The organism is Pseudomonas sp. NFACC10-1 (genome assembly GCF_900119195.1).
Classification (GTDB): Bacteria; Pseudomonadota; Gammaproteobacteria; order Pseudomonadales; family Pseudomonadaceae; genus Aquipseudomonas; species Aquipseudomonas cerasi.
Genome location: NZ_FPJB01000002.1, coordinates 446,755 through 467,990, shown reverse-complemented (window position 1 = coordinate 467,990; position 21,236 = coordinate 446,755). Strand labels below are relative to the sequence as shown.

Below are 21,236 nucleotides of genomic sequence, written 5' to 3'. Positions count from 1 at the left end.
CGAACCTGCGCACAGGTTCGCCTCTTCAGGCTCAGTGAGCCTCGTCCCAATTGTTGCCAACCCCCACTTCCACCAGCAACGGCACGGCCAGTTCCGCTGCGCCGCTCATGTGTGGACGGATCTGTTCACTGATCTGATCGACCAGGTCCTCGCGCACTTCAAGCACCAGTTCGTCGTGAACCTGCAGGATGACCCGAGCATCCAGACCGGACTCGTCCAGCCAGCCATTCACCGCCACCATGGCTTTCTTGATGATGTCCGCAGCGGTGCCCTGCATCGGCGCGTTGATCGCCATGCGTTCCGCGCCTTTGCGCAGGGACTGGTTTTTGGCGTTGATGTCCGGCAGGTACAGGCGGCGGCCGAAGATGGTTTCGACAAAACCTTGCTCGGCAGCCTGGGCGCGGGTGCGCTCCATGTAGTTCAGCACGCCAGGGTAGCGGGCGAAGTAGCGGTCGACATACGCCTGTGACTGCTTGCGATCGACGCCAATCTGCTTGGCCAGGCCGAACGCGCTCATGCCGTAGATCAGGCCGAAGTTGATCGCCTTGGCGCTGCGACGCATGTCAGTGGTGACGTTTTCCAACTCGACGCCAAACACCTCCGCAGCCGTCGCACGGTGAACGTCCAGGTCATTGCGGAATGCGTGCAGCAAGCCTTCGTCCTGGGCCAGATGCGCCATGATCCGCAGTTCGATCTGCGAATAGTCGGCGGCCAGCAGCTTGTAGCCCTTCGGAGCCACGAACGCCTGACGGATGCGCCGGCCTTCAGCAGTACGAATCGGGATGTTCTGCAGGTTCGGATCGCTGGAGGACAAACGCCCGGTGACCGCCACCGCCTGATGATAGGAGGTGTGAATACGCCCGGTACGCGGGTTGATCTGCTCCGGCAGGCGGTCGGTGTAGGTGCTCTTGAGCTTGCTCATCGAGCGGTATTGCATCAGCACCTTGGGCAGCGGGAAATCCTGCTCCGCGAGTTCGGCAAGCACGGCCTCGGCAGTCGATGCCTGACCGGTGGCGGTCTTGCTGAGAACCGGCATACCAAGTTTTTCGTAGAGAATCACGCCCAGTTGCTTGGGCGAGCCGAGGTTGAACTCTTCGCCGGCAATGGCGAAGGCCTCGCGTTCCAGCGCGGTCATCTTGTCGCCCAGTTCGACGCTCTGGATGCCCAGCAGGTTGGCATCGACCAGCGCGCCCTGGCGCTCGATACGTGCCAGCACAGGCACCAGCGGCATCTCGATATCGTTCAATACCGGCTGCAGGGTCGGAATCGCGGCCAGCCGTGCGTCGAAGACTTCATGCAGGCGCAGGGTCAGGTCCGCTTCTTCGGCGGCGTAATTGCCCGCCTGCTCCAGGGCAATCTGGTCAAAGCTCAGTTGTTTGGCGCCTTTGCCGGCAATCTCCTGGAAATTGATCGGCGTGTGCGTCAGGTACTTGGCCACCAGGCTGTCGCGGTCGTGGCGGGTGGCGGTGGAGTCCAGTACATAGGATTCCAGAATGGTGTCGAAGCGCACGCCCTGCAGGTCGATGCCTTGAGCCTGATCGCCGTCGATCGCGCAATTGGCAAGCAGGTTGATGGCGAACTTGGCGTGCTGGCCGACCTTGATTTTGTCCGGGTCTTCCAGCAGCGGCTTGAGCGCCTTGAGCACGGTGTCGCGGTCCAGCTGCTGCGGCACGCCCATGTATGAATGGGTCAGCGGAATGTAAGCGGCTTCGTGGGTCTGAATGGCGAAGGACAGGCCGACCAGTTGCGCACGCTGGGCATCGGTGCCGTTGCTCTGGGTGACGAAGGCAAACAGTGGCGCGGCCTGCAGCTTCTTCAGCCAGGCATCGAACTGGCCCTGTTCAAGAATGACTTCATAAGCCGCTTCTCTGGCCTCAACGGTCGGCTCTTCGACGGTCAGCTCCTGGCCGGCACGTTTGGCGTCGCGTTGCAGGTCTTCGATCCAGCTCTTGAATTCCAGCTCGGCGTACAGCTCCATCAACGTGTCGCGGTCGGGCTCGCCGCAATGCAACTGATCCAGTTCGATGTCCAGCGGGACGTCGATCTTGATGGTCGCCAGTTCGTAAGACAGAAAGGCCATCTCACGATGTTCTTCGAGTTTGGCGGCCAGGGTCTTGGCGCCACGGATCGGCAGGGAGGCGACCTTGTCGAGGTTCTCGTAAAGCTCCTTGATGCCACCGCCAATGCCGACCAGCAAACCGACCGCGGTCTTCTCGCCAACGCCGGGCACGCCGGGAATGTTGTCGACCTTGTCGCCCATCAGGGCCAGGTAATCGATGATGTGCTCCGGACCGACGCCGAATTTCTCTTTCACGCCCGCGACATCCAGCACGCTGCCGGTCATGGTGTTGACCAGAGTGATATGGCCGTCGACCAGTTGCGCCATGTCCTTGTCGCCGGTGGAAATCACCACTGGACGATCGGCCGCCGCGCTGCTGCGTGCCAGCGTGCCGATCACGTCATCGGCTTCGACGCCTTCGACGCACAGAAACGGGTAGCCCATGCCTTTGACGCAGGCATGCAGCAGGTCGACCTGCACACGCAGATCGTCCGGCATGCTCGGCCGGTTGGCTTTGTAGTCGTTGTACAGCGCATCACGGAACGTCCCGCCCTTGGCGTCGAACACCACCGCGAGCGGGCTTTCCGGATACTGGCGCCGCAGGCTTTTGAGCATGTTGAGCACGCCCTTGACGGCACCGGTCGGCAATCCTTTGGAGGTGGCCAGTGGTGGCAGTGCGTGGAAGGCGCGGTAGAGGTAAGAGGAACCGTCTACCAGGACGAGTGGCGCTTGGGTCATGAGCAGAATCAACCTTTTCGGCGGGGTCGGCGCTAGAATGCGCGAACCATTGACGACAAAGGGACAAGGTTATCATGTGCAAGGTAAATCGACTGATATTGACCGGACTGTTGGCCTTTTGCCCTTTGTTCGCTATTGCAGCAGAAGATCCACCTTCAGCGGCGCCGGACGTTACTATTCGCACCGACGGTGACAGAACCATTCAGGAATATCGCCAGAACGGCTTTCTGTATGCGGTTAAAATCACCCCGAAACACGGCAAACCCTATTTTCTGGTGCGCGCCGATGGTACAAGCCCCAATTTCATTCGTTCGGACCAACCGGACATGCTGATCCCGCAGTGGGAAATATTCAGCTGGTAGCACCCTACATTCACTTCAATCGTTGGCAGTCCTGATATGTCCGTTTTTACCCCCCTGGCTCGGCCCGAGCTGGAAACATTTCTCGCCCCTTACGGGCTCGGCCGTCTGCTTGACTATCAGGGCATCGCTGCCGGTAGTGAAAACACCAATTACTTCATCAGCCTGGAGCAGGGCGAGTTCGTGCTGACGCTGGTCGAGCGCGGCCCGGTTCAGGAGATGCCGTTCTTCATCGAACTGCTCGACGTGCTGCATGAAGCCGATCTGCCGGTGCCTTATGCGCTGCGCACCACCGATGGTCAGGCGCTGCGCGAGCTGGCAGACAAACCGGCGCTTTTGCAGCCGCGTCTGCCGGGCAAGCACATCAGCGAGCCGAACACCCAGCATTGCGTGCAGATTGGCGAGTTGCTGGCCAACCTGCATCTGGCGACCCGTGGGCAGATCGTCGAGCGCAAGACTGATCGCGGCCTGGACTGGATGTTGAGCGAGGGGCGCAATTTTCTGTCGCACCTGGGCGAGACCCAGCGAGCGCTGCTTGAAAACAGCCTTCAGGAGATCGAGGCGTTCAAACCACAGATCATGGCGCTGCCGCGTGCCAATCTGCATGCCGACCTGTTTCGTGACAACGTACTGTTCGAAGGGACGCACCTGACCGGGTTGATCGATTTCTACAATGCCTGTTCGGGGCCGATGCTGTATGACCTGGCGATTGCTCTCAACGATTGGTGTTCCCGCGAAAACGGTCAGCTCGATGCTGTCCGCGCCCGTGCCTTGCTGGGTGCCTATGCGGGCTTGCGACCGTTCACGGCGGCGGAATCGAAGCTCTGGGCGACAATGTTGCGTATCGCTTGCGTGCGTTTCTGGCTGTCACGTTTGATCGCCGCCGAAACCTTCGCCGGTCAGGACGTGCTGATTCATGACCCTGCGGAGTTCGAGCGCCGCCTGGCCGAGCGCCAGGAAGCGCACATTGCGTTGCCGTTTGCGCTCTGAGACCAGACCTGTCTCCGCGCGTCTGAACCAGTCGGACGGTTGACTCTCGTTCCCATGCTCCGCGTGGGAATGCAGTGCGTGACGCTCTGCGTCGCAAGAGGACGCGAAGCGTCCAGACCGGCATGCCCACGCGGAGCATGGGCACGATAGTGTTATCCCTGACGACTATCGTTCCTCACGCTCCAGCGTGGGAATGCAGCTCGTGACGCTCCGCGTCACACAGCAGTGCTGCAATGTGGTCAGAGACTGCTCAGGCAACCTGCCAAATCATCCGCCAGCTTTTGCAGGACTTGCTCGTAACCCTGCGCGGTGGCCGGGGTGTAGCCGCCCAGTCCATCCAGTTCGGCCAGTTTGACCGGCAGGCCGGCGCTCAGGGTTTCGGCCAGGCGCGGGCGCAGGGGTGGTTCGCTGAATACGCAGGTCTTGCCGGCAGCTTTCAGGCGTTCGCGCATGGCGGCAACGTGCTGGGCGCCGGGCTGGATCTCGGCGGCGATGGCGAATACCCCGGCATGCTTGAGCCCATAAGCCTCTTCGAAATAATCGAAGGCCTCGTGGAACACGAAGTAGGGCTTGCCTGCCACTGCGCTGACACGCTGCTTGATACGGCCGTCCAGCGTATCGAGGCGTTTGCTGAAGGCCTCGGCGTTGCTGGCGTAGCGTGCTGCATTGGAAGGGTCGGCAGCGCTCAGGTCAGTGGCCATTTTTGCGGCGATCACCCGCGCGTTGACGGTCGACAGCCACAGGTGCGAATCGAGACTGCCGGGCCGGTGGTCGTGGTCATGTTCGTCTGCGTCGTTGTCGTGATCATGCTCGTGGTCATCATGCGAGGCATTGTCTTCGCCAAAGTGACGCAAGTGCATGCCCGGCAGCGTCTGCACGGCAACTGCAGGCAGTTTGCGGCCCTGAAGGACGCGCGGCAGGAAGGTTTCCATGTCCGGGCCGATCCAGTAGAGCAACTCGACTTCCTGTACGCGCCGTACGTCGGATGGGCGCAGCGCATAGTTATGCGGTGATGCACCCGGTGGCAGAAGCACTTCCGGTGTTCCGACGCCATCCTGCACAGCCGCTGCAATCAGTTGCAGAGGCTTGATGCTGGTCAGCACTCGGACTTCGGCCTGAGCAGGGGCGATGATCAGCAGGCTGACCCAGAAAACAGCAGCAAGATTTAAAAGACGGCGCACTCGAATCACTCATATCAGCCAGGAACGGGTAACATAATAACGTCTCTAGCCAATATCGTCGCTGCTCATGCCCAATACTCCCCTGGCCAGTCGCCCCCATGACCACTCTCACTGCGTGCATTCGGCCCTCGCCGAAGCCGATGCGCTGTGCGCCAAACAGGGTCTGCGCCTGACCACCTTGCGCCGTCGCGTGCTGGAACTGGTCTGGCAAAGCCACAAGCCGCTGGGTGCCTACGACATCCTTGCAGTGCTGAGTGATGAAGACGGTCGCCGTGCGGCCCCGCCAACCGTTTACCGTGCGCTGGATTTCCTCCTGGAAAACGGGCTGGTGCACCGTATTGCCTCGCTCAATGCCTTCACGGGCTGCAACCACCCCACCCACGCGCATCAGGGCCAGTTCCTGATTTGCCGCCTGTGTCATGCGGCGATCGAGCTGCAGCACCCGGCCATCAGCAATGCCGTGGTCGATGCCGCCGCAGGCGTCGGCTTCGCGGTCGAAGGCCAGACGGTCGAGATCGTCGGCGTGTGCGCTGGCTGCAAGGCCGCTTGATGTCGGATGCATTGATACGTCTGGACAAGGTCGCCGTTACGCTTTCCGGGCAAAATGTCCTGGATGACATCCAGTTGAGCGTCAAGCCCGGCGAGATCGTCACTTTGATCGGCCCCAACGGTGCAGGCAAGACCACGCTGGTGCGTGCGGTGCTCGGGCTGCTCAAGCCCGACGCCGGTAGCGTCTGGCGCAAGCCGAAGCTGCGTGTCGGCTACATGCCGCAAAAGCTGCATGTGGACCAGACGCTGCCGCTGTCGGTGCTGCGTTTCCTGCGTCTGGTGCCCGGTGTGGATCGCACGGCCGCAGCGTCGGCGCTGGAAGAAGTCGGCGCCGGGAAAGTCATCGACAGCCCGATTCAAGGCATTTCCGGTGGCGAGATGCAGCGTGTTCTGCTGGCGCGCGCGTTGTTGCGCAAGCCTGAGTTGCTGGTCCTCGACGAACCGGTGCAGGGTGTCGATGTGGCCGGACAGGCCGAGCTGTACAGCCTTATTACCCGGCTGCGCGACCGCCACCAGTGCGGCGTGTTGATGGTTTCCCATGATCTGCATCTGGTCATGAGCACCACCGATCAGGTGGTGTGTCTGAACCGTCACGTCTGCTGCTCCGGGCATCCCGAGCAGGTCAGCCATGACCCCGCCTTTGTCGAGCTGTTCGGCAACAATGCGCAGAGCCTGGCGATTTATCACCACCATCACGACCACGCCCATGATCTGCATGGCGCGGTGGTGAATGACGCTGCGTCCCTCCCTCATACTCATGTTCACGGAGACAGCTGCAAGCATGGCTGATTTTCTACTGTATGCCTTGCTCGCAGGCGTTGCGCTGGCCGTGGTTGCTGGCCCGCTGGGATCATTCGTGGTCTGGCGGCGCATGGCTTATTTCGGCGACACACTGTCCCACGCCGCGCTGCTCGGCGTCGCGTTGGGCTTCCTGCTGGATATCAGCCCGACCATCGCGGTGACGTTCGGCTGCCTGCTGCTGGCGGTGTTGCTGGTCACGTTGCAACAGCGCCAACCGCTGGCCTCGGACACGCTGTTGGGGATTCTGGCACCAAGCACCTTGTCGCTGGGGCTGGTGGTGCTCAGTTTCATGCACGAAGTGCGCATCGACCTGATGGCCTACCTGTTCGGCGATCTGCTGGCTATCAGCCCGGCTGATCTGGGCTGGATTCTGGGCGGCAGCACGTTGGTTTTGGTGCTGATCGTCGCGCTGTGGCGCCCGCTGCTGGCAATGACCGTGCACGAAGAACTGGCGCGGGTCGAGGGCCTGCCGGTTGCTACACTGCGCATGACCTTGATGCTGCTGATCGCCGTGGTGATCGCGGTGGCGATGAAAATCGTCGGTGTTCTGCTGATTACCTCGCTGTTGATCATCCCGGCGGCTGCGGCACAGCGTCACGCCCGTTCGCCGGAGCAAATGGCGCTGGGCGCAAGCCTGTTGGGCGTGATAGCCGTGTGTGCCGGGCTATCATTGTCGTGGTTCAAGGACACCCCTGCCGGACCGTCTATAGTGGTTTGCGCTGCAGCGTTGTTCTTGCTCAGCTTTGTTCTACCCAGGCGAGCGGTGTAGACTTGCTCGTTTTTTGCGCAAACTAGAGAATCGCAGGAATGAAGCCGTTCGCCCCACGCTATCTGCTGCTTGTCGCATTTTCCATCCTGCTGGGTGCCTGCCAGAGTGCGCCCACTGTCGAGACGCCTGCCTCCGAGGCCCAGCCTGACGCGTTCGCTCAGCTTGAGCAGAACATCGCCGGTAATGAGCTGGCAACGGCTGAGGACCAATTGGCGGCGTTGCAGGCTGCCAATCCTGCCGACATCCGTCTTGAGCCTTTTCAGCGTCGTTTGGCCGAAGCCTATCTGAGCCGCAGCCAGATCAGCCTGCAGAAGGGTGACATGAACGCGGCGGCCTCTGCGCTGAGCCGCGCACGCGCCCTGATGCCCAAGGCACCGGCGCTGACCAGCGGCGTCAACGGCGCCATTGCCCATGCGCGCAAGGCCGAGCTGGAAAAAGCCGAAGAGGATTTGAAGGCGGCCGAAGCCAGAAGGGTTGCCAAGCTCATCGATCCGTCGGCAGAAAGCACGACAATTGAACTCAAGATCGGCGATATGCGTGCATTGCGTCGTCAACTGGACGATATCGCGGCGGATACCGTAGCGTTCAACTGTGAAGTGCTGATGGTGGTGCCGCGCACCGAAGACTATCCGTGGCTGGCCACGTTGCTGACCAAGCGGGTGGTCAAGGCCAATCCGGATTTCGAGCTGCAATTGCGTCGCCAGATCGAGCGCAATGAAAAAGCGCAGATCATCCTGACGCCAGCGAAGCCCTGAGTCGATCCTCCAAAGCGGACGCAGAGCGTCCAGAACTGCATTCCCACGCGGAGCGTGAGGAACGAGAAGTGTTGGGGAGTCTATGTGGGGGCGAGAACGTTCAGAAAGGCGCTCCCACGCCGGAGCGTGGGAGCGATGTAGCAGCGTCAGATCAAGCCGGAACAGCCTTGGCTTTCACTTCACGATCCCACACACGGTGCTGAGCAATCGCGTTGAAGAACGCTTTGAACGATTTGCTATCGGACACTTCAAGCAGCCCGGCATCTTCTTCCAGGCGTAGCAGGCTAAACAGCTCTTTGGCTTCCCCGGCAAAGGAGATGGCCTTGAGGTGCTTGTAGGCTTCCAGGATGAAGTGCAATGCCACGCCGTCGCCTTTCAGGGCTTCGATCGAAGCCTTGCCACTCGGCACGAACACTGCGTCGAACGCTACCGAAGGCAGGCCTTCAGCCGATGCGTCCACTGGCAGGCTCTTGCCGTCAGCTGTCTTGACCGGTGCGGAGGTCGGGCCCAATACCTTGGCGTGTGCGCCTTCGGCAGTCAGTGCAGCCTTCATGGCTTCGACCGCTTTGCCGTCGACGCCGTCAGCCACAAGAATGGCAACCTTGCGCGAAACGATATCGCCAGACAGCAGGTTGACCTGGCTCAGCGCCGGCGACTCTTTTACCGATGTCTGACGCGCAGGTACGGTACCGGCTGTCGGTGCTGGCAAGCCCAGGTTGGCAGCTACACGTTTGGCCAGCTCCAGATCGATGTTGGCCAGAATCTCGTTGACCTGACGGGCACGGATGTACTCGCGCTCGACCTTGCCCAACTCGAAGCTGTAGGCCGCGATGATGTGCTCTTTCTCGTGATGGCTCATGCTCTGGAAGAACAGGGTGGCCTGCGAGAAGTGATCGCCGAACGATTCGCTGCGCTCACGCACCTTGTGCGCTTCAACGCGCTCAGGGTAGGTCTCGAAGCCGCCATCTACCGGGCCGGCAGGGGTTTCTTTCGGCCAGCCGCCATCGATCGAGTTCGGCTCGTAGGACGCGCGGCCCTTGTCGATAGTGGTGCGATGCTGTGCGTCACGCTGACCGTTGTGGTTCGGCGCAATCGGACGGTTGATCGGGATTTCGTGGAAGTTCGGCCCACCCAGACGGCTGATCTGCGTGTCGGTGTAGGAGAACAGGCGACCTTGCAGCAGCGGGTCGTTGGAGAAATCGATACCCGGCACGATATGGCCCGGGCAGAAGGCAACCTGCTCGGTTTCGGCGAAATAGTTGTCCGGGTTACGGTTCAAGACCATCTTGCCCAGCGGGGTGACCGGCACCAGCTCTTCCGGGATGATCTTGGTCGGATCGAGCAGGTCGAAGTCGAACTTGTGCTCGTCCTCCTCGGCAACGATCTGTACACCCAGTTCCCATTCCGGATAGTCGCCCATCTCGATGGACTCCCACAGGTCGCGGCGGTGGAAATCGGTGTCCTTGCCGGCGAGCTTCTGTGCTTCGTCCCAGACCAGCGAGCACACGCCGAACTTGGGCTTCCAGTGGAACTTCACGAAGCTCGACTTACCTTCGGTGTTGATGAAGCGGAAGGTGTGGATACCAAAGCCCTGCATGGTGCGCAGGCTTTTCGGGATCGCACGGTCGGACATGGTCCACAGCACCATGTGCGCGGATTCCGGCACCAGCGAGACGAAGTCCCAGAAGGTGTCGTGAGCCGAGCCGCCCGTCGGGATTTCGTTATGCGGTTCGGGTTTCACCGCGTGCACGAAGTCAGGAAACTTGATGGCGTCCTGAATGAAGAACACCGGCATGTTGTTGCCCACCAGGTCGAAGTTGCCTTCGTCGGTGTAGAGCTTGACGGCAAAGCCACGCACGTCACGCACGGTGTCGCCCGAGCCGCGTGGGCCCTGAACGGTGGAGAACCGCACGAACACAGGGGTCTTTTTGCCCGGGTCGCGCAGGAAGCCTGCTTTACTCAGGGCGCCGTGGTCTTCGTAAGTCTGGAAATAGCCATGTGCTGCAGTACCGCGGGCGTGGACGATACGCTCCGGAATACGCTCATGGTCAAAGTGCGTGATCTTTTCACGCATGATGAAGTCTTCAAGCAGCGATGGGCCGCGGCTGCCGACTTTCAGTGTGTTCTGGTTATCGGAAATCTTGACACCGTGATTGGTGCGCAGGGCCTGCTGGGTCGCGTCCGAGCGGAACTGCTCAAGGCTTTCCAGCTTCTCGTTGGTATTGCCACGGTCCAGAGTGTCGGTACCTGCCAATTCGCTCTTGGGCGTTTGGGTTACAGGTGGTGCGTTCTTGCTAGCCATCAGAGACTCCTTATCTCGCCCCAATCATTGAGTTGGGTTCGCTGAATACGACTTCCCTGGCGTAAGCGGGAAATCACGGTATCCAAGAAGTGACCGGAGCAAAAAACAGCCGTTCCTTTTATTTTCGACCTGCGATCACCAACGGTCGTGTTATGTCCATTGCGCAGGACAGCCTGCAAATAAATGCTAAGCACAGCGGGCAGGACAGGCTAAAATGCGCGCCCGGCTCAATCTGGCCGAGGTAACGAAGCAAGTGGAATTGATCCACTGCGCTGATTTTTTAACGCGCCCCCACAAGGTTCGCTCCGTGATCGAGTTTCATAACGTCCACAAAACCTATCGGGTGGCAGGCAAGGAAATACCGGCCCTGCACCCCACCAGCCTGCGCGTCGACAGTGGCCAGGTGTTCGGCATCATCGGCCACTCCGGCGCGGGCAAAAGTACCTTGCTGCGTCTGATCAACCGCCTGGAAACCCCGAGTGGTGGACAGATCGTGGTCGATGGCGAAGACGTCACTGCGCTCGACGCCAATGGCCTGCGCCGTTTCCGCCAACAGGTCGGGATGATTTTCCAGCACTTCAATCTGCTGGCGTCCAAAACCGTGGCCGACAACGTCGCCATGCCGCTGACCCTGGCAGGCGATATGCCGCGCAAGCAGATCGACCAGCGTGTGGCCGAGTTGCTGGAGCGGGTCGGATTGTCCGATCACGCCAAAAAGTACCCGGCACAACTGTCGGGCGGCCAGAAGCAGCGTGTCGGCATCGCCCGCGCATTGGCTACCAAACCCAAAATCCTGCTGTGCGATGAAGCCACCAGCGCACTGGACCCGCAGACCACTGCGTCGGTCTTGCAACTGCTGGCCGAGATCAATCGTGAGCTGAAGCTGACCATCGTGCTCATCACCCATGAGATGGACGTGATTCGTCGCGTCTGCGATCAGGTGGCCGTGATGGACGCCGGGGTGATTGTCGAGCACGGCAGGGTCGCTGATGTGTTTCTGCATCCACAACACCCGACCACCAGGCGCTTTGTGCAGGAAGACGAGCAGGTCGACGAAAACGAACAGCGCGATGATTTCGCTCACGTTCAGGGCCGTATCGTGCGTCTGACGTTTCAGGGCGAGGCCACCTACGCGCCGTTGCTCGGCACGGTGGCGCGGGAAACCGGCGTCGATTACAGCATCCTCGCCGGTCGTATCGACCGCATCAAGGACACCCCTTACGGGCAGTTGACGCTGGCCATCACCGGCGGCGACATGGACGCCGCCTTCGCGCGCTTCACCGCCGCTGATGTTCATATGGAGGTGCTGCGCTGATGGACGCTTTTCTGAACCTGTTTTCCAATGTCGACTGGTACGAGATCTGGGTGGCCACTGGCGACACGCTGATCATGCTCGGTGTATCGCTCGGTTTCACCATCCTGCTCGGCCTGCCGCTGGGCGTGCTGATGTTTCTCACCTCGCCGCGTCAGTTGCTGGAGCACAAGCAGCTGTATGCGACGGTCGGGGTGATCGTCAACATGCTGCGCGCGCTGCCGTTCATCATCCTGCTGATCGTGATGATGCCGTTGACCGAGATCATTACCGGTACGTCACTGGGCATCCTCGGCACGTTGCCGCCGCTGATCGCCGGTGCCACGCCGTTCTTTGCGCGCCTGGTAGAGACCGCCTTGCGCGAAGTGGATCGCGGCATCATCGAAGCCACGCAGGCCATGGGCGCGACGACCCGGCAGATCATCGTCAAGGCGCTGCTGCCTGAGGCGCGCCCCGGCATTCTGGCGGCGATCACGGTGACCGCCATTGCGCTGGTGTCGTTCACGGCCATGGCCGGTGCGGTGGGCGCTGGCGGGCTGGGCGACCTGGCGATTCGTTATGGTTATCAACGCTTCCAGAACGATGTGATGTTCGTGACGGTCGTATTGTTGCTGGTGCTGGTGCAGATTCTGCAGACCATCGGCGACAGACTGGTCGCGCATTTCACACATCGTTGATCGAATCCGTTGGTATTGGCCCGCCTGTGCGGGCCCGAAGGAGTTGTTGCATGAAGAAACTATTGGCCATATTCGCCGCTGTCACCGCCTTGTCCGCGCAAGCCAACGAAACCCTGACCGTCGCGGCCTCTGCCGTGCCGCACGCCGAGATCCTCGAGTTCGTCAAACCGACCCTGGCCAAAGAAGGCGTGGATTTGAACATCAAGGTGTTCAATGACTACATTCAGCCTAACGTGCAGGTGTCGCAGAACCGTATGGACGCGAATTTCTTCCAGCACCAGCCGTATCTAGATGAGTTCAATAAGGGCAAAGGCACTGATCTGGTGGCCGTGGCCAAGGTGCACATCGAGCCTTTCGGCGCTTACTCCGACAAGTTCAAGACGCTGGCGGAGCTTCCCAACGGCGCCAATGTCGCCCTGCCCAATGACGCCACCAACGAAGGCCGCGCCTTGCTGCTGCTGGCCAAGGCAGGTCTGATCACCCTGAAAGAGCCGGGCAATATCCTGTCCAAGCCTTCGGATGTCGTGAATAACCCGAAAGACCTGAAATTCCGTGAACTGGAAGCGGCCACGCTGCCCCGCGTCCTGACTCAGGTCGATCTGGCGCTGATCAACACCAACTACGCCCTGAGTGCCAAGCTCGACCCGACCAAGGACGCGCTGATCATCGAAGGTGCCGATTCGCCCTACGCGAACATTCTGGTGGCCCGCCCGGACAACAAGGACTCGGACGCGATGAAGAAGCTGGTGGCCGCCTTGCAGAGCCCGGAAGTGAAAACATTCCTGACCGAGAAGTACAAAGGCGCTGTGGTTCCGGCGTTCTGATCCGATTGTACCTTGCGGTTCTCGCGCCAGTGCTCTGCGTCCCTTGTGACGCAGAGCGTCGGGAACACCTTATCGCTCCCACGCTCTGCGCTCATAGTTATACAGGCGCGTCGTGGGAGCGAGCTTGCTCGCGAAGAGGCCGGTAAAGCCTCCAGAAAATAGAGCGTTTGGACCAAGTCTTCGTGAGCAATGCGGATCGCCGCCCCGGTCACTCCCGCAGGAATCTCACAGGCCCTAATCTCTTTCCAGCAGCCCCGGCAATTGCTTCACCAGCTTCTGATTGTTCAGCGGTGCGCGGATAAAGCCTCGCTGCGTACCATCCGGGCCGATCAAAGCCAGATTACCGCTGTGATCGACGAAGTAGTTCGCTTTGCTGGTGTCTGCGGGAATGAACGGAATGCTCACGGCATTGGCCAGTGTCTGGATATCAGCGACAGGCGCCGTCAGGCCGATGTACTGCGGGTCGAAGTAGCCCAGGTATTGCTTGAGCTGCTGCGGCGTGTCGCGGTTCGGGTCGACGCTGACCAGTACCACCCGCATGCGCTTGACTGTCTCTTCGGGCAGCTCGGTCCTGATCTGCTTGATCTGCGCCAGGGTCGTGGGGCAGATGTCCGGGCAGAAGGTGTAGCCGAAGAACATCAACGTCCATTGGTCTTTCAAGCCATCAAGCGCTACAGCCACGCCGTTCTGGTCGGTCATGCTCAGGGCCGGTAACTGGCGGCTTTTGGGGAGCAGCACAATACCGGCGTCGTTGAGCGCCGCCTGGTCCTGTGGGGTGCGGCCAGTCAGCACCTGGCTGAGGATCACGCCCAGAAGCAGGGCGACAATGGCAGCAACAATGAAAACGGTTTTCTGAGTACGGGTCATGGTGTCGGCGCGGGTAGTGATCGGCATGCGGCCGGGGATGATGGCCTATATTGCGCACCGAGCCTAGATCTAGGGCGTGGTGACATCGAACAGCGTATAGGCCAGCGTCAGACGTTTTACATCCTCGGGTATGTCACGGTCGACGATGAAGCGTACCGGCATCTCGATGTGCTCGCCCGGCTGTAATGTCTGTTGGGTGAAGCAGAAGCATTCGGTCTTGTGAAACCACGCTGCGGCCTTTCCGGGCGAAATACCCGGTACGGCCTGGGCTTTCATCGGTCTGTCGGTCGGGTTCTGCGCGATGAAGATCATCTCGTTGAGCGCTCCGGGATGGACCTGCATCTGGCGCGACTGCGGGTAGAACGCCCAGGTCATCCCCGCTGCATTGCCGGCAGTGAACAGCACATCGATCTGGCGTGAAGCGTCCTGACCCGCTACGCCATTGTCGTTGTGTCCGGTTAGCACGCCGTAAAGCGACGGCAATGCCAATCCGCACATCAACATGATCACTATTAAACACGTCAAACGCAGAACGAGCTGTTTGGACAAAAGAGGCTGGCTCATGCGTGGCTCACTTTTTATGTCTGACAGCGTGTCGAAATAGCTGCGGGCGACTTCAGAGTAGCCTGCTTATTCAAAACGCGAACTGCAGCGCACCCGCATCGCCGGGGGAAGGCAGTCGTTTTCGGTCAAAAGTTGAGCAAAATATGCCCTGATAGCGCAAATGTATCTAAATGTGAGTTGCATATAGCAAAACCGTCTTAAGCATTTAGTTAAGCAAGCTAACGTATGACTCTCCATCAACGAACCATGGGGTCTGACGCCTCAAGGAGTCCCAGCAGCCATGAACACCGCCGCATTGCGCGAGCAGATACAACTAGCCCATCAACATGAGGCCCGGACCGGCCACTTGCTGCAACAGTTGGAACAAAAGCTCCCACATCTTCATCCCGCCATCCACCTGCCGGAAGTCGACGCGAAAGACGTACTGACGCGTTTCGTCACGGCCTATATCGATCTGGTCCCCGATCTGCTGGACGCTGCCCATGAGGTCGCGCTGCACGCCGGGATCGAAGGGCAGATAAAGCCGGTGTTGAAAATCGCCGAGCATTTTTTCGCGGCCCCGCCTTCCATCATGGATGGGCATGAAGGCCTGGAAAGCCTGTTGGACGAGGCTTATCTGGCGCATCGGCTGGTCGAGGAAGTGAATGACCTGTACATCAAGCATTTCGGTCAGCCGCTGATACCGTCAAATACCACGGTTGCCAGCGTGATTGCCCACCAGTTGATCGGCGAGCAATTTGCCAACCAGCTGGACGAAGCGGTTCACCATGCTGTCGATGAGCTGCTTGATGAGGAGAGTTTCGCGCTGGACTCGGTCGAGGCCTACCGCGAGAAGCTGATCAGCCCTGAAACGGGTGCGGCCTGGCAGCGCTGGCCAAGCCTGTCACGGCAATTGGGCGTCGGCCTGGAGCTGGAGCGCTCCGCGGTCTGATTCAGAGGCCCGAATCACTGTCTTCGCCCGCAATGGAAGGAGCCGGATATCGCTCCGCTGCTACGCGAAGACCCATCCGGCTCACATGTCCCAGAGCTGTGATAACAGGGTAGCGACTGTCAGGCGGCGCCCGAGCCGATCCCCGTTGTCGTGTAGATCCGCCCTTCAAGACGACGCTTCAAGCCACGCGATTCGATAAGCAACCGGGTGCCATGAGCGGCATTGGAACGACCCCATTCTTCCAGCAGTTCCAGACACGAGTGGTCGATGTAGGACAAATTGCCCAATGGCACATGCACCGTGCTGCCCTGCGGAATAGTGCCCAGTGCCTGAGTCAGCGCCGGCACCTTGAGGAACGTTGCGGCACCGACCAGACGCAGCTCGAATTCCTTCTCGCCCGCCAGTTCGACCACATTGATCTTCAGGCGCGAAGCCTTGAACGCCAGCTTCACCAGGGTCAGACCAAAACCGACCAGTACACCGGTCAGCAGGTCGGTGAAGATGATCGCCACGGCAGTCGCCGCATAGGTAAACATCGGCATCCGGCCATAGCGACCCAGACCACGAAACGCCTTCAGATCGACCAGCTTCAGACCGGTATAAACCAGCACACCAGCCAGACTCGCGACCGGAATACTCTGCAGTACGCTCGACAGCAGCAACACGAACGCCAGCAGCCACAGACCGTGGAAGATCGTCGAGAAGCGCGTGGTGGCACCGGCCTGAACATTGGCCGAGCTGCGCACGATAACGCCGGTCATCGGCAACGCACCGAGCACGCCGCAGAGCATATTGCCCACGCCTTGAGCGCTGAGTTCCTTGTCGAAGTCCGAACGCTGGCCACTGTGCATGCGGTCAACTGCCGAGGCAGAAAGCAGCGTTTCGGCACTGGCAATGAACGCCACAACGATAGCGGCAACCAGAATGGCCGGGTCGGCCAGGTTCATCAGGTCGGCCGGGCGAAGCCAGTCGATGGCGTCGGCCAGGTTGTCAGGCACTTCGACACGCTTGACCTGCAAGGCCATGAACAGGCTGATGCCGGTGGCGATACCCACGCCCAGCAGCGCGCCGGGTACGAAGCGCAAAGACTGCGGACGAAGTTTTTCCCAGCCCCACATGATCAGCATGGTGCCCAGACCGAGCATACCGGCCTGCATGCCGGTGCCTGGTCCGAAGGCCTGGATCAGTGTGGAAGGGAAGGCGATCAGATTGTCCAGCCCGGAAGGTTTGGGACCGCTGTCGAACATCACGTGTGCCTGTGACAGTACGATCAACACGCCGATACCGGCGAGCATGCCATAGACCACCGCAGGCGCCGTGACCCGGAACCAGCAGCCAAGCTTGAATCGACCTGCCAGCAGCTGAAGCAACCCGGCGAGTACCAGAATAGGACCCAGCATGGCCATGCCGTGCTCGCGTACCACTTCAAAAACCAGTACTGCCAGACCGGCTGCGGGTCCGCTGACCTGCAACGGAGAACCGGCTATCCAGCCGACTACCAGCCCGCCCACGATGCCGGTGATCAGACCTTTGGCCGGAGGCATGCCGGATGCGATGGCGATCCCCATGCACAGCGGCAGGGCGACCAGGAACACGACCACGGAAGCGAGCAGCTCACGTGGTAAAGCGGTTTTCAATGCTGTAATACCCATGACGCTTCTCCGGAATTCTTCAGACGAGGCAAGACGGGCGACGCGCATCCTGCGCAGCCGCCATCAGCTGATAAAGAAGGGCTTGCCGTCAGTCGGACTGGTGATCAGTCGGCTGAAAAGCGTGCTTTCGGTGAAGCCATCGGCGTCGGTCCCGAACCGTCGAGCGGTATGAAACGATCGAGCTCGGCGTCATAAGCCAGGATTTCGCTGGTTTCGATGCTGTAGACCCAGCCGTGAATGAACAATTGGCCGCTGGCCATTTTTGCTGCGACCGAAGGGTGGGTGCGCAGGTGTTGCAACTGGGAAATCACGTTTTCCTGAGTCAGGACCTGCATGGTTTCCAGTTCGCCGCTGCAGCTGCAGTTCTGCTCGACTACCGTGCGGGCAACCTCGGCATGACGCAACCAGGCTTTTACCGTAGGCATCTTGTCCAGGCTGTCAGGGTTGAGCACTGCGCGCATGGCGCCGCAGTCAGAGTGTCCGCAAACGATGATGTGCTGCACGCCCAGTGCAACTACTGCGTATTCCAGAGCGGTGGACACGCCGCCGTTCATCTGGCCATACGGCGGGACGACGTTGCCGACGTTACGCGTGACGAACAGGTCGCCAGGCGAACTTTGGGTGATCAATTCGGGCACGATGCGCGAGTCGGCGCAGGTGATGAACATGGCCCGTGGCGATTGGGCAGTCGCCAGCTTCTTGAACAGCTCTTCCTGCTGGGGGAAGACCTCGTTACGGAAATGTACAAAGCCATCGACGATATGTTTCAACGCTACGTCGGCGCTGTCTGAATGGCTTGATGTGCTGGACGACGTAGCCGAATGCTGTTTACCGATGTCTGTCATGTCTTCATCCTCTCTGACGAATTGATGTGGATTCTTCATGCCTGTTTGACCAGAGCCGGATGTGATCCCTCTCTGAAGGGCATCACGAACAAATCCCTTGAGCGCTATCGCTGATGACACTCCGAGTAACAGACTAATCGCCGAAGCTTAAACGAAACTGAATGCGATGGCTCTGGGACGCGGGTTTGCACGATAGTACCAAGTTCATCACAGCAGCGACATTTGTCCTCCCGGCGGACAAAACGCATCGCAATCGAGTGCAAATCCACCACGTTTGTTCAATCCGAGTCGTTTGATTGCCAAGGCATAGCGTTGAGCCAGCAGGTCGGCAAACGGTCCTTCGCCACGCATTCGAGACCCAAATGTGCTGTCGTACACGGCTCCGCCGCGACTTTGACGAATCAGACTCATCACATGATCGGCGCGTTGCGGGTAATGTGTCTTCAACCACTCGTCGAACAGCGGCGCGACTTCCAGCGGCAGGCGCAGCATGACGTAGCTGGCGCTCAGGGCGCCCGCAGCCTTCGCTTCGCTCAGTAGCGCCTCCAGCTCGCTGTCATTGATCATCGGGATCATCGGCGCACACAGCACGCCGACCGGGACACCTGCCTGACGCAATACCCGAATGGCCCGCAGGCGAGCCTTGGGCGCCGCTGCCCTGGGTTCGAGGATGCATTTGAGCTCGTCATCCAGCGTCGTCAGGCTGATGAAGACCGACACCAGCCGCAGCCTGGCCATTTCTGCCAGCAGATCCAGGTCGCGCAGGATCAGCGAACCTTTGGTAATGATGCTGACCGGATGCCGATAGCGCAGCAACACCTCAAGCGTCGCCCGGGTGATGCGGTACTCCCGTTCGATCGGCTGGTAGGGGTCGGTGTTGGCCCCGAGGGTGATGGGCGCGCAGCGGTAGCCGGGTTTGGAGAGCTGTTGCTCGAGCAACGCCGCCGCGTTGGTCTTGGCGATCAGCTTGGTCTCGAAGTCCAGGCCGGGAGACATGTCCCAATAGGCATGGCTGGGTCTGGCGAAACAATAGATGCAGCCGTGCTCGCAGCCCCGGTAAGGGTTGATCGACCTGTCAAAGGGGATATCCGGCGAGCTGTTGCGGGTGATTATGCTTTTGGCTGTTTCGCTGGTGACCTGGGTGCCTTGCGTGAGTGGCACTTCCTGATACCAGCCATCGTCTTCAGCCACTGATTGACTGGGTGCGAAACGGTTATGCGGATTGCTGGCAGTACCTCGGCCACGAACCGGATAGAGGCTGGACATCTGGCATTACTCGTATACTGTTCATGCGTACAGTACAGCATAAAGCCCGGATGGATCACTAAGGTCGGCCTGCAAAACACCGCTCGCCTGACGGGCGGTATTTTGCAGACAGGGCGACGGTCAGGCATCGCCCTCGTGAGTCAGCTCCAGCACACGGTCAACCAGCTTATTGATGCCCGAGGCCGCCTCGCTGATGCTTTTGGCGACCATATAGGCAGGCGTGCTGACCAGTTTTCGCGCTTCGTCCTCGACGATGTCATCGACGGCGCATTCTGAATGACTGCCACCCATTTTGGTGATGGCCGCGGCGGTTTCAGGGTCGTTACCGATGGTGCAGGTCACGCCGGGACCATAGATCTTGGCCGCAAGTGCCGGGGTGATGCAGATCAGCCCGACCGGTTTGCCGGCTTCGGCAAACGCCTCGGCGAGCTCCAGCAACCCGGCTTCGACCTGGCAGGCATGGCCTTGCAGGGCAAGGTCGGAAAGATTCTTTGCCGAGCCGAAACCGCCCGGGATGATCAGGGCGTCAAAGTCTTCGGCATTCGCCTCGCGGATGTCTTTCACTTCGCCCCGTGCAATGCGCGCAGACTCGACCAGTACATTGCGCGACTCGGGCATTTCCTCACCGCTCAGGTGATTGATGACGTGATGCTGAGTGATGTCAGGCGCGAAGCACTGAACCTGCGCACCGCGCTGATCCAGGCGCAACAGGGTAAGAACGCTTTCGTGAATCTCGGCACCGTCGTAGACGCCACAGCCGGAGAGGATTACAGCCACTTTTTTCTGCATCGATTTCGGCTCCTTGTGCTTGAGCAACCTAAGGCTTCTTTTAATTTGTCTGTTCAGTTGATCGCTTTGCGGGCCGAGTGTTCAGTTGAGGGATTGCTGGCTGCGCACAAGGTGCATGGGGAGGGTGGTGGTCGCGAGGTCTGCAGCGTCTGTGCGCTGTCGCCGAGCGAGGCCTGTCAGCCTGCGCTCGGGAGAGGTACGGGGGAGTTTATTCGTCGGACTTTTTCGTCAGATCGACGGGCACGGTGACCGGCGTTTCCAGGTCGGAGGCCGCTGCCGATGCGCAGAAGCGGCTCTTTTCTGCACGCTCTTCACGGGCGATGCGGGCGTTCTTGATGCGTCTGCGTATCCACAGGGCCAGCCCCAGCAGTACCAGCGCGCCCAGCACCCAGAGTTCATATTTCTTGACGTTGCCCAGCAAGCCTTCGAGAACCGCGCCGAAGTGGTAAGCAGCCGAACCCAGCGCCGCAGCCCAGACAGCTGCGCCGATACCGTTCAGCAGAAGATAACGCCCGGGTGGATAACCTGACAGGCCGATGGCCACGGGCATGACCGTTCGCAGCCCGTACACGAAGCGGAAGCTCAATACCCAGATATCCGGGTGTTTGCGGACCAGCCGCAGGGCCTTGTCGCCCATGAGTTGCCAGCGAGGCTTGCGCGCCAGGAGCTTGCGGCCGTGCTTGCGCCCCATGAAATACCACAACTGGTCACCCGCATAACTGCCACAAAAGGCCACGAGGATGACGATGTTGAGGTCCATGTATCCGCGAAACGCCAGGAATCCGGCAAGAACCAGAATGGTCTCGCCTTCAAAAAAGGTGCCGAGGAACAGGGCAAAGTAGCCGAATTCGTTCAAGAAATTCTGGAGCATTGTCTGGATGCTGGCGAAATGAACGCGCAGCCTAACGCGCCCAAGGCAATCATGAAAGTGTCCATATGTGTCTCGACGTTAAAGATTCTTGCAACCACAATGGTCGTATCCCCTTGAAGGCCGTGACCGCGACGT

The 21,236-nt window shown here is 60.0% G+C and carries 20 protein-coding genes; 10 read left to right on the top strand and 10 right to left on the bottom strand.

All coding sequences use genetic code 11. The features are described 5' to 3' along the window. Positions 1-31: 31 nt before the first annotated feature. Positions 32-2,797, bottom strand: coding sequence for a DNA polymerase I (polA, locus tag BT119_RS06700; protein ID WP_044309703.1), 2,766 nt, complete (start codon positions 2,795-2,797; stop codon positions 32-34). Between the two features lie 74 nt (positions 2,798-2,871). On the opposite strand from polA, the gene BT119_RS06695 reads away from it, so the two are divergent. Both BT119_RS06695 and BT119_RS06690 read left to right on the top strand, forming a co-directional pair. Further along, positions 2,872-3,159 carry a DUF2782 domain-containing protein gene (locus tag BT119_RS06695; RefSeq protein ID WP_003367388.1) on the top strand — a complete coding sequence of 96 codons (288 nt, stop codon included), beginning with the start codon at positions 2,872-2,874 and terminating at the stop codon, positions 3,157-3,159. A gap of 36 nt (positions 3,160-3,195) precedes the next feature. Further along, the gene (locus tag BT119_RS06690; RefSeq protein WP_003367386.1) at positions 3,196-4,146 is read left to right on the top strand and encodes a homoserine kinase; all 951 of its coding nucleotides are present in this window, start codon (positions 3,196-3,198) and stop codon (positions 4,144-4,146) included. 239 nt (positions 4,147-4,385) lie between these two features. Here BT119_RS06690 and znuA read toward each other — a convergent pair whose 3' ends face one another. Continuing rightward, positions 4,386-5,327 (bottom strand): zinc ABC transporter substrate-binding protein ZnuA, encoded by a 942-nt coding sequence (gene znuA, locus BT119_RS06685; protein ID WP_072365153.1) that lies wholly within the window; start codon positions 5,325-5,327, stop codon positions 4,386-4,388. A 67-nt stretch (positions 5,328-5,394) separates the two neighbouring features. Here znuA and BT119_RS06680 point away from each other — a divergent pair, with 67 nt between their 5' ends. The 4 genes from BT119_RS06680 to BT119_RS06665 are packed head-to-tail and all read left to right on the top strand — an operon-like array spanning position 5,395 to position 8,201. Next, positions 5,395-5,877 (top strand): Fur family transcriptional regulator, encoded by a 483-nt coding sequence (locus BT119_RS06680; protein WP_003425978.1) that lies wholly within the window; start codon positions 5,395-5,397, stop codon positions 5,875-5,877. Next, on the top strand, positions 5,877-6,665 hold the full coding sequence (gene znuC, locus BT119_RS06675; protein ID WP_044309706.1) for a zinc ABC transporter ATP-binding protein ZnuC: 789 nt from the start codon (positions 5,877-5,879) through the stop codon (positions 6,663-6,665). The genes BT119_RS06680 and znuC overlap by 1 nt, the downstream gene beginning before the upstream one ends. Further along, entirely contained in the window at positions 6,658-7,446 is a 789-nt protein-coding gene (gene znuB / locus BT119_RS06670; protein ID WP_003432227.1) for a zinc ABC transporter permease subunit ZnuB, read from the top strand. Before znuC ends, znuB begins: the two co-directional genes overlap by 8 nt. A 38-nt stretch (positions 7,447-7,484) precedes the next feature. Continuing rightward, positions 7,485-8,201 carry a PA5502 family lipoprotein gene (locus tag BT119_RS06665; RefSeq protein WP_054081227.1) on the top strand — a complete coding sequence of 239 codons (717 nt, stop codon included), beginning with the start codon at positions 7,485-7,487 and terminating at the stop codon, positions 8,199-8,201. Between the two features lie 151 nt (positions 8,202-8,352). On the opposite strand, the gene katE is transcribed toward BT119_RS06665, so the two are convergent. Beyond that, entirely contained in the window at positions 8,353-10,503 is a 2,151-nt protein-coding gene (gene katE / locus BT119_RS06660) for a catalase HPII (protein ID WP_072365151.1), read from the bottom strand. A gap of 307 nt (positions 10,504-10,810) precedes the next feature. Between katE and BT119_RS06655 the strand changes: the two genes are divergently transcribed. From BT119_RS06655 to BT119_RS06645, 3 genes are read left to right on the top strand one after another with little or no spacing between them, the layout of a single operon-like run. After that, positions 10,811-11,818 carry a methionine ABC transporter ATP-binding protein gene (locus tag BT119_RS06655; protein WP_003317372.1) on the top strand — a complete coding sequence of 336 codons (1,008 nt, stop codon included), beginning with the start codon at positions 10,811-10,813 and terminating at the stop codon, positions 11,816-11,818. Further along, positions 11,818-12,492 (top strand): methionine ABC transporter permease, encoded by a 675-nt coding sequence (locus tag BT119_RS06650; protein WP_003317371.1) that lies wholly within the window; start codon positions 11,818-11,820, stop codon positions 12,490-12,492. The genes BT119_RS06655 and BT119_RS06650 overlap by 1 nt, the downstream gene beginning before the upstream one ends. Before the next feature lie 50 nt (positions 12,493-12,542). Continuing rightward, positions 12,543-13,316, top strand: a complete 774-nt coding sequence (locus BT119_RS06645) for a MetQ/NlpA family ABC transporter substrate-binding protein (RefSeq protein WP_003432230.1) — start codon at positions 12,543-12,545, stop codon at positions 13,314-13,316. 234 nt (positions 13,317-13,550) lie between these two features. On the opposite strand, the gene BT119_RS06640 is transcribed toward BT119_RS06645, so the two are convergent. Together BT119_RS06640 and BT119_RS06635 are read right to left on the bottom strand one after the other, a co-directional pair. After that, on the bottom strand, positions 13,551-14,183 hold the full coding sequence (locus tag BT119_RS06640; protein ID WP_072365361.1) for an SCO family protein: 633 nt from the start codon (positions 14,181-14,183) through the stop codon (positions 13,551-13,553). A gap of 69 nt (positions 14,184-14,252) precedes the next feature. Beyond that, complete coding sequence (locus tag BT119_RS06635) at positions 14,253-14,747, bottom strand: cytochrome c oxidase assembly protein (protein WP_003367368.1); 495 nt, start codon at positions 14,745-14,747, stop codon at positions 14,253-14,255. Positions 14,748-15,027: 280 nt separating this feature from the next. Between BT119_RS06635 and BT119_RS06630 the strand changes: the two genes are divergently transcribed. Then, positions 15,028-15,678, top strand: coding sequence for a hypothetical protein (locus tag BT119_RS06630; RefSeq protein ID WP_003367366.1), 651 nt, complete (start codon positions 15,028-15,030; stop codon positions 15,676-15,678). Between the two features lie 119 nt (positions 15,679-15,797). Here BT119_RS06630 and BT119_RS06625 read toward each other — a convergent pair whose 3' ends face one another. From BT119_RS06625 to BT119_RS06605, 5 genes are all read right to left on the bottom strand, one after another. Continuing rightward, positions 15,798-17,330, bottom strand: a complete 1,533-nt coding sequence (locus BT119_RS06625; RefSeq protein WP_072365149.1) for a SulP family inorganic anion transporter — start codon at positions 17,328-17,330, stop codon at positions 15,798-15,800. 104 nt (positions 17,331-17,434) lie between these two features. Beyond that, positions 17,435-18,175: a carbonic anhydrase gene (locus BT119_RS06620; RefSeq protein WP_003432243.1), complete on the bottom strand. Its 741-nt coding sequence runs from the start codon at positions 18,173-18,175 to the stop codon at positions 17,435-17,437. Positions 18,176-18,382: 207 nt separating this feature from the next. Further along, positions 18,383-19,441, bottom strand: a complete 1,059-nt coding sequence (locus BT119_RS06615; protein ID WP_003432244.1) for a PA0069 family radical SAM protein — start codon at positions 19,439-19,441, stop codon at positions 18,383-18,385. Positions 19,442-19,561: 120 nt separating this feature from the next. Beyond that, a complete protein-coding gene (elbB, locus tag BT119_RS06610) occupies positions 19,562-20,230 on the bottom strand; it encodes an isoprenoid biosynthesis glyoxalase ElbB (protein ID WP_003432245.1) in 669 nt (222 codons plus the stop codon). 208 nt (positions 20,231-20,438) lie between these two features. Further along, positions 20,439-21,101: a DedA family protein gene (locus BT119_RS06605; RefSeq protein ID WP_003367362.1), complete on the bottom strand. Its 663-nt coding sequence runs from the start codon at positions 21,099-21,101 to the stop codon at positions 20,439-20,441. Positions 21,102-21,236 lie beyond the last annotated feature (135 nt).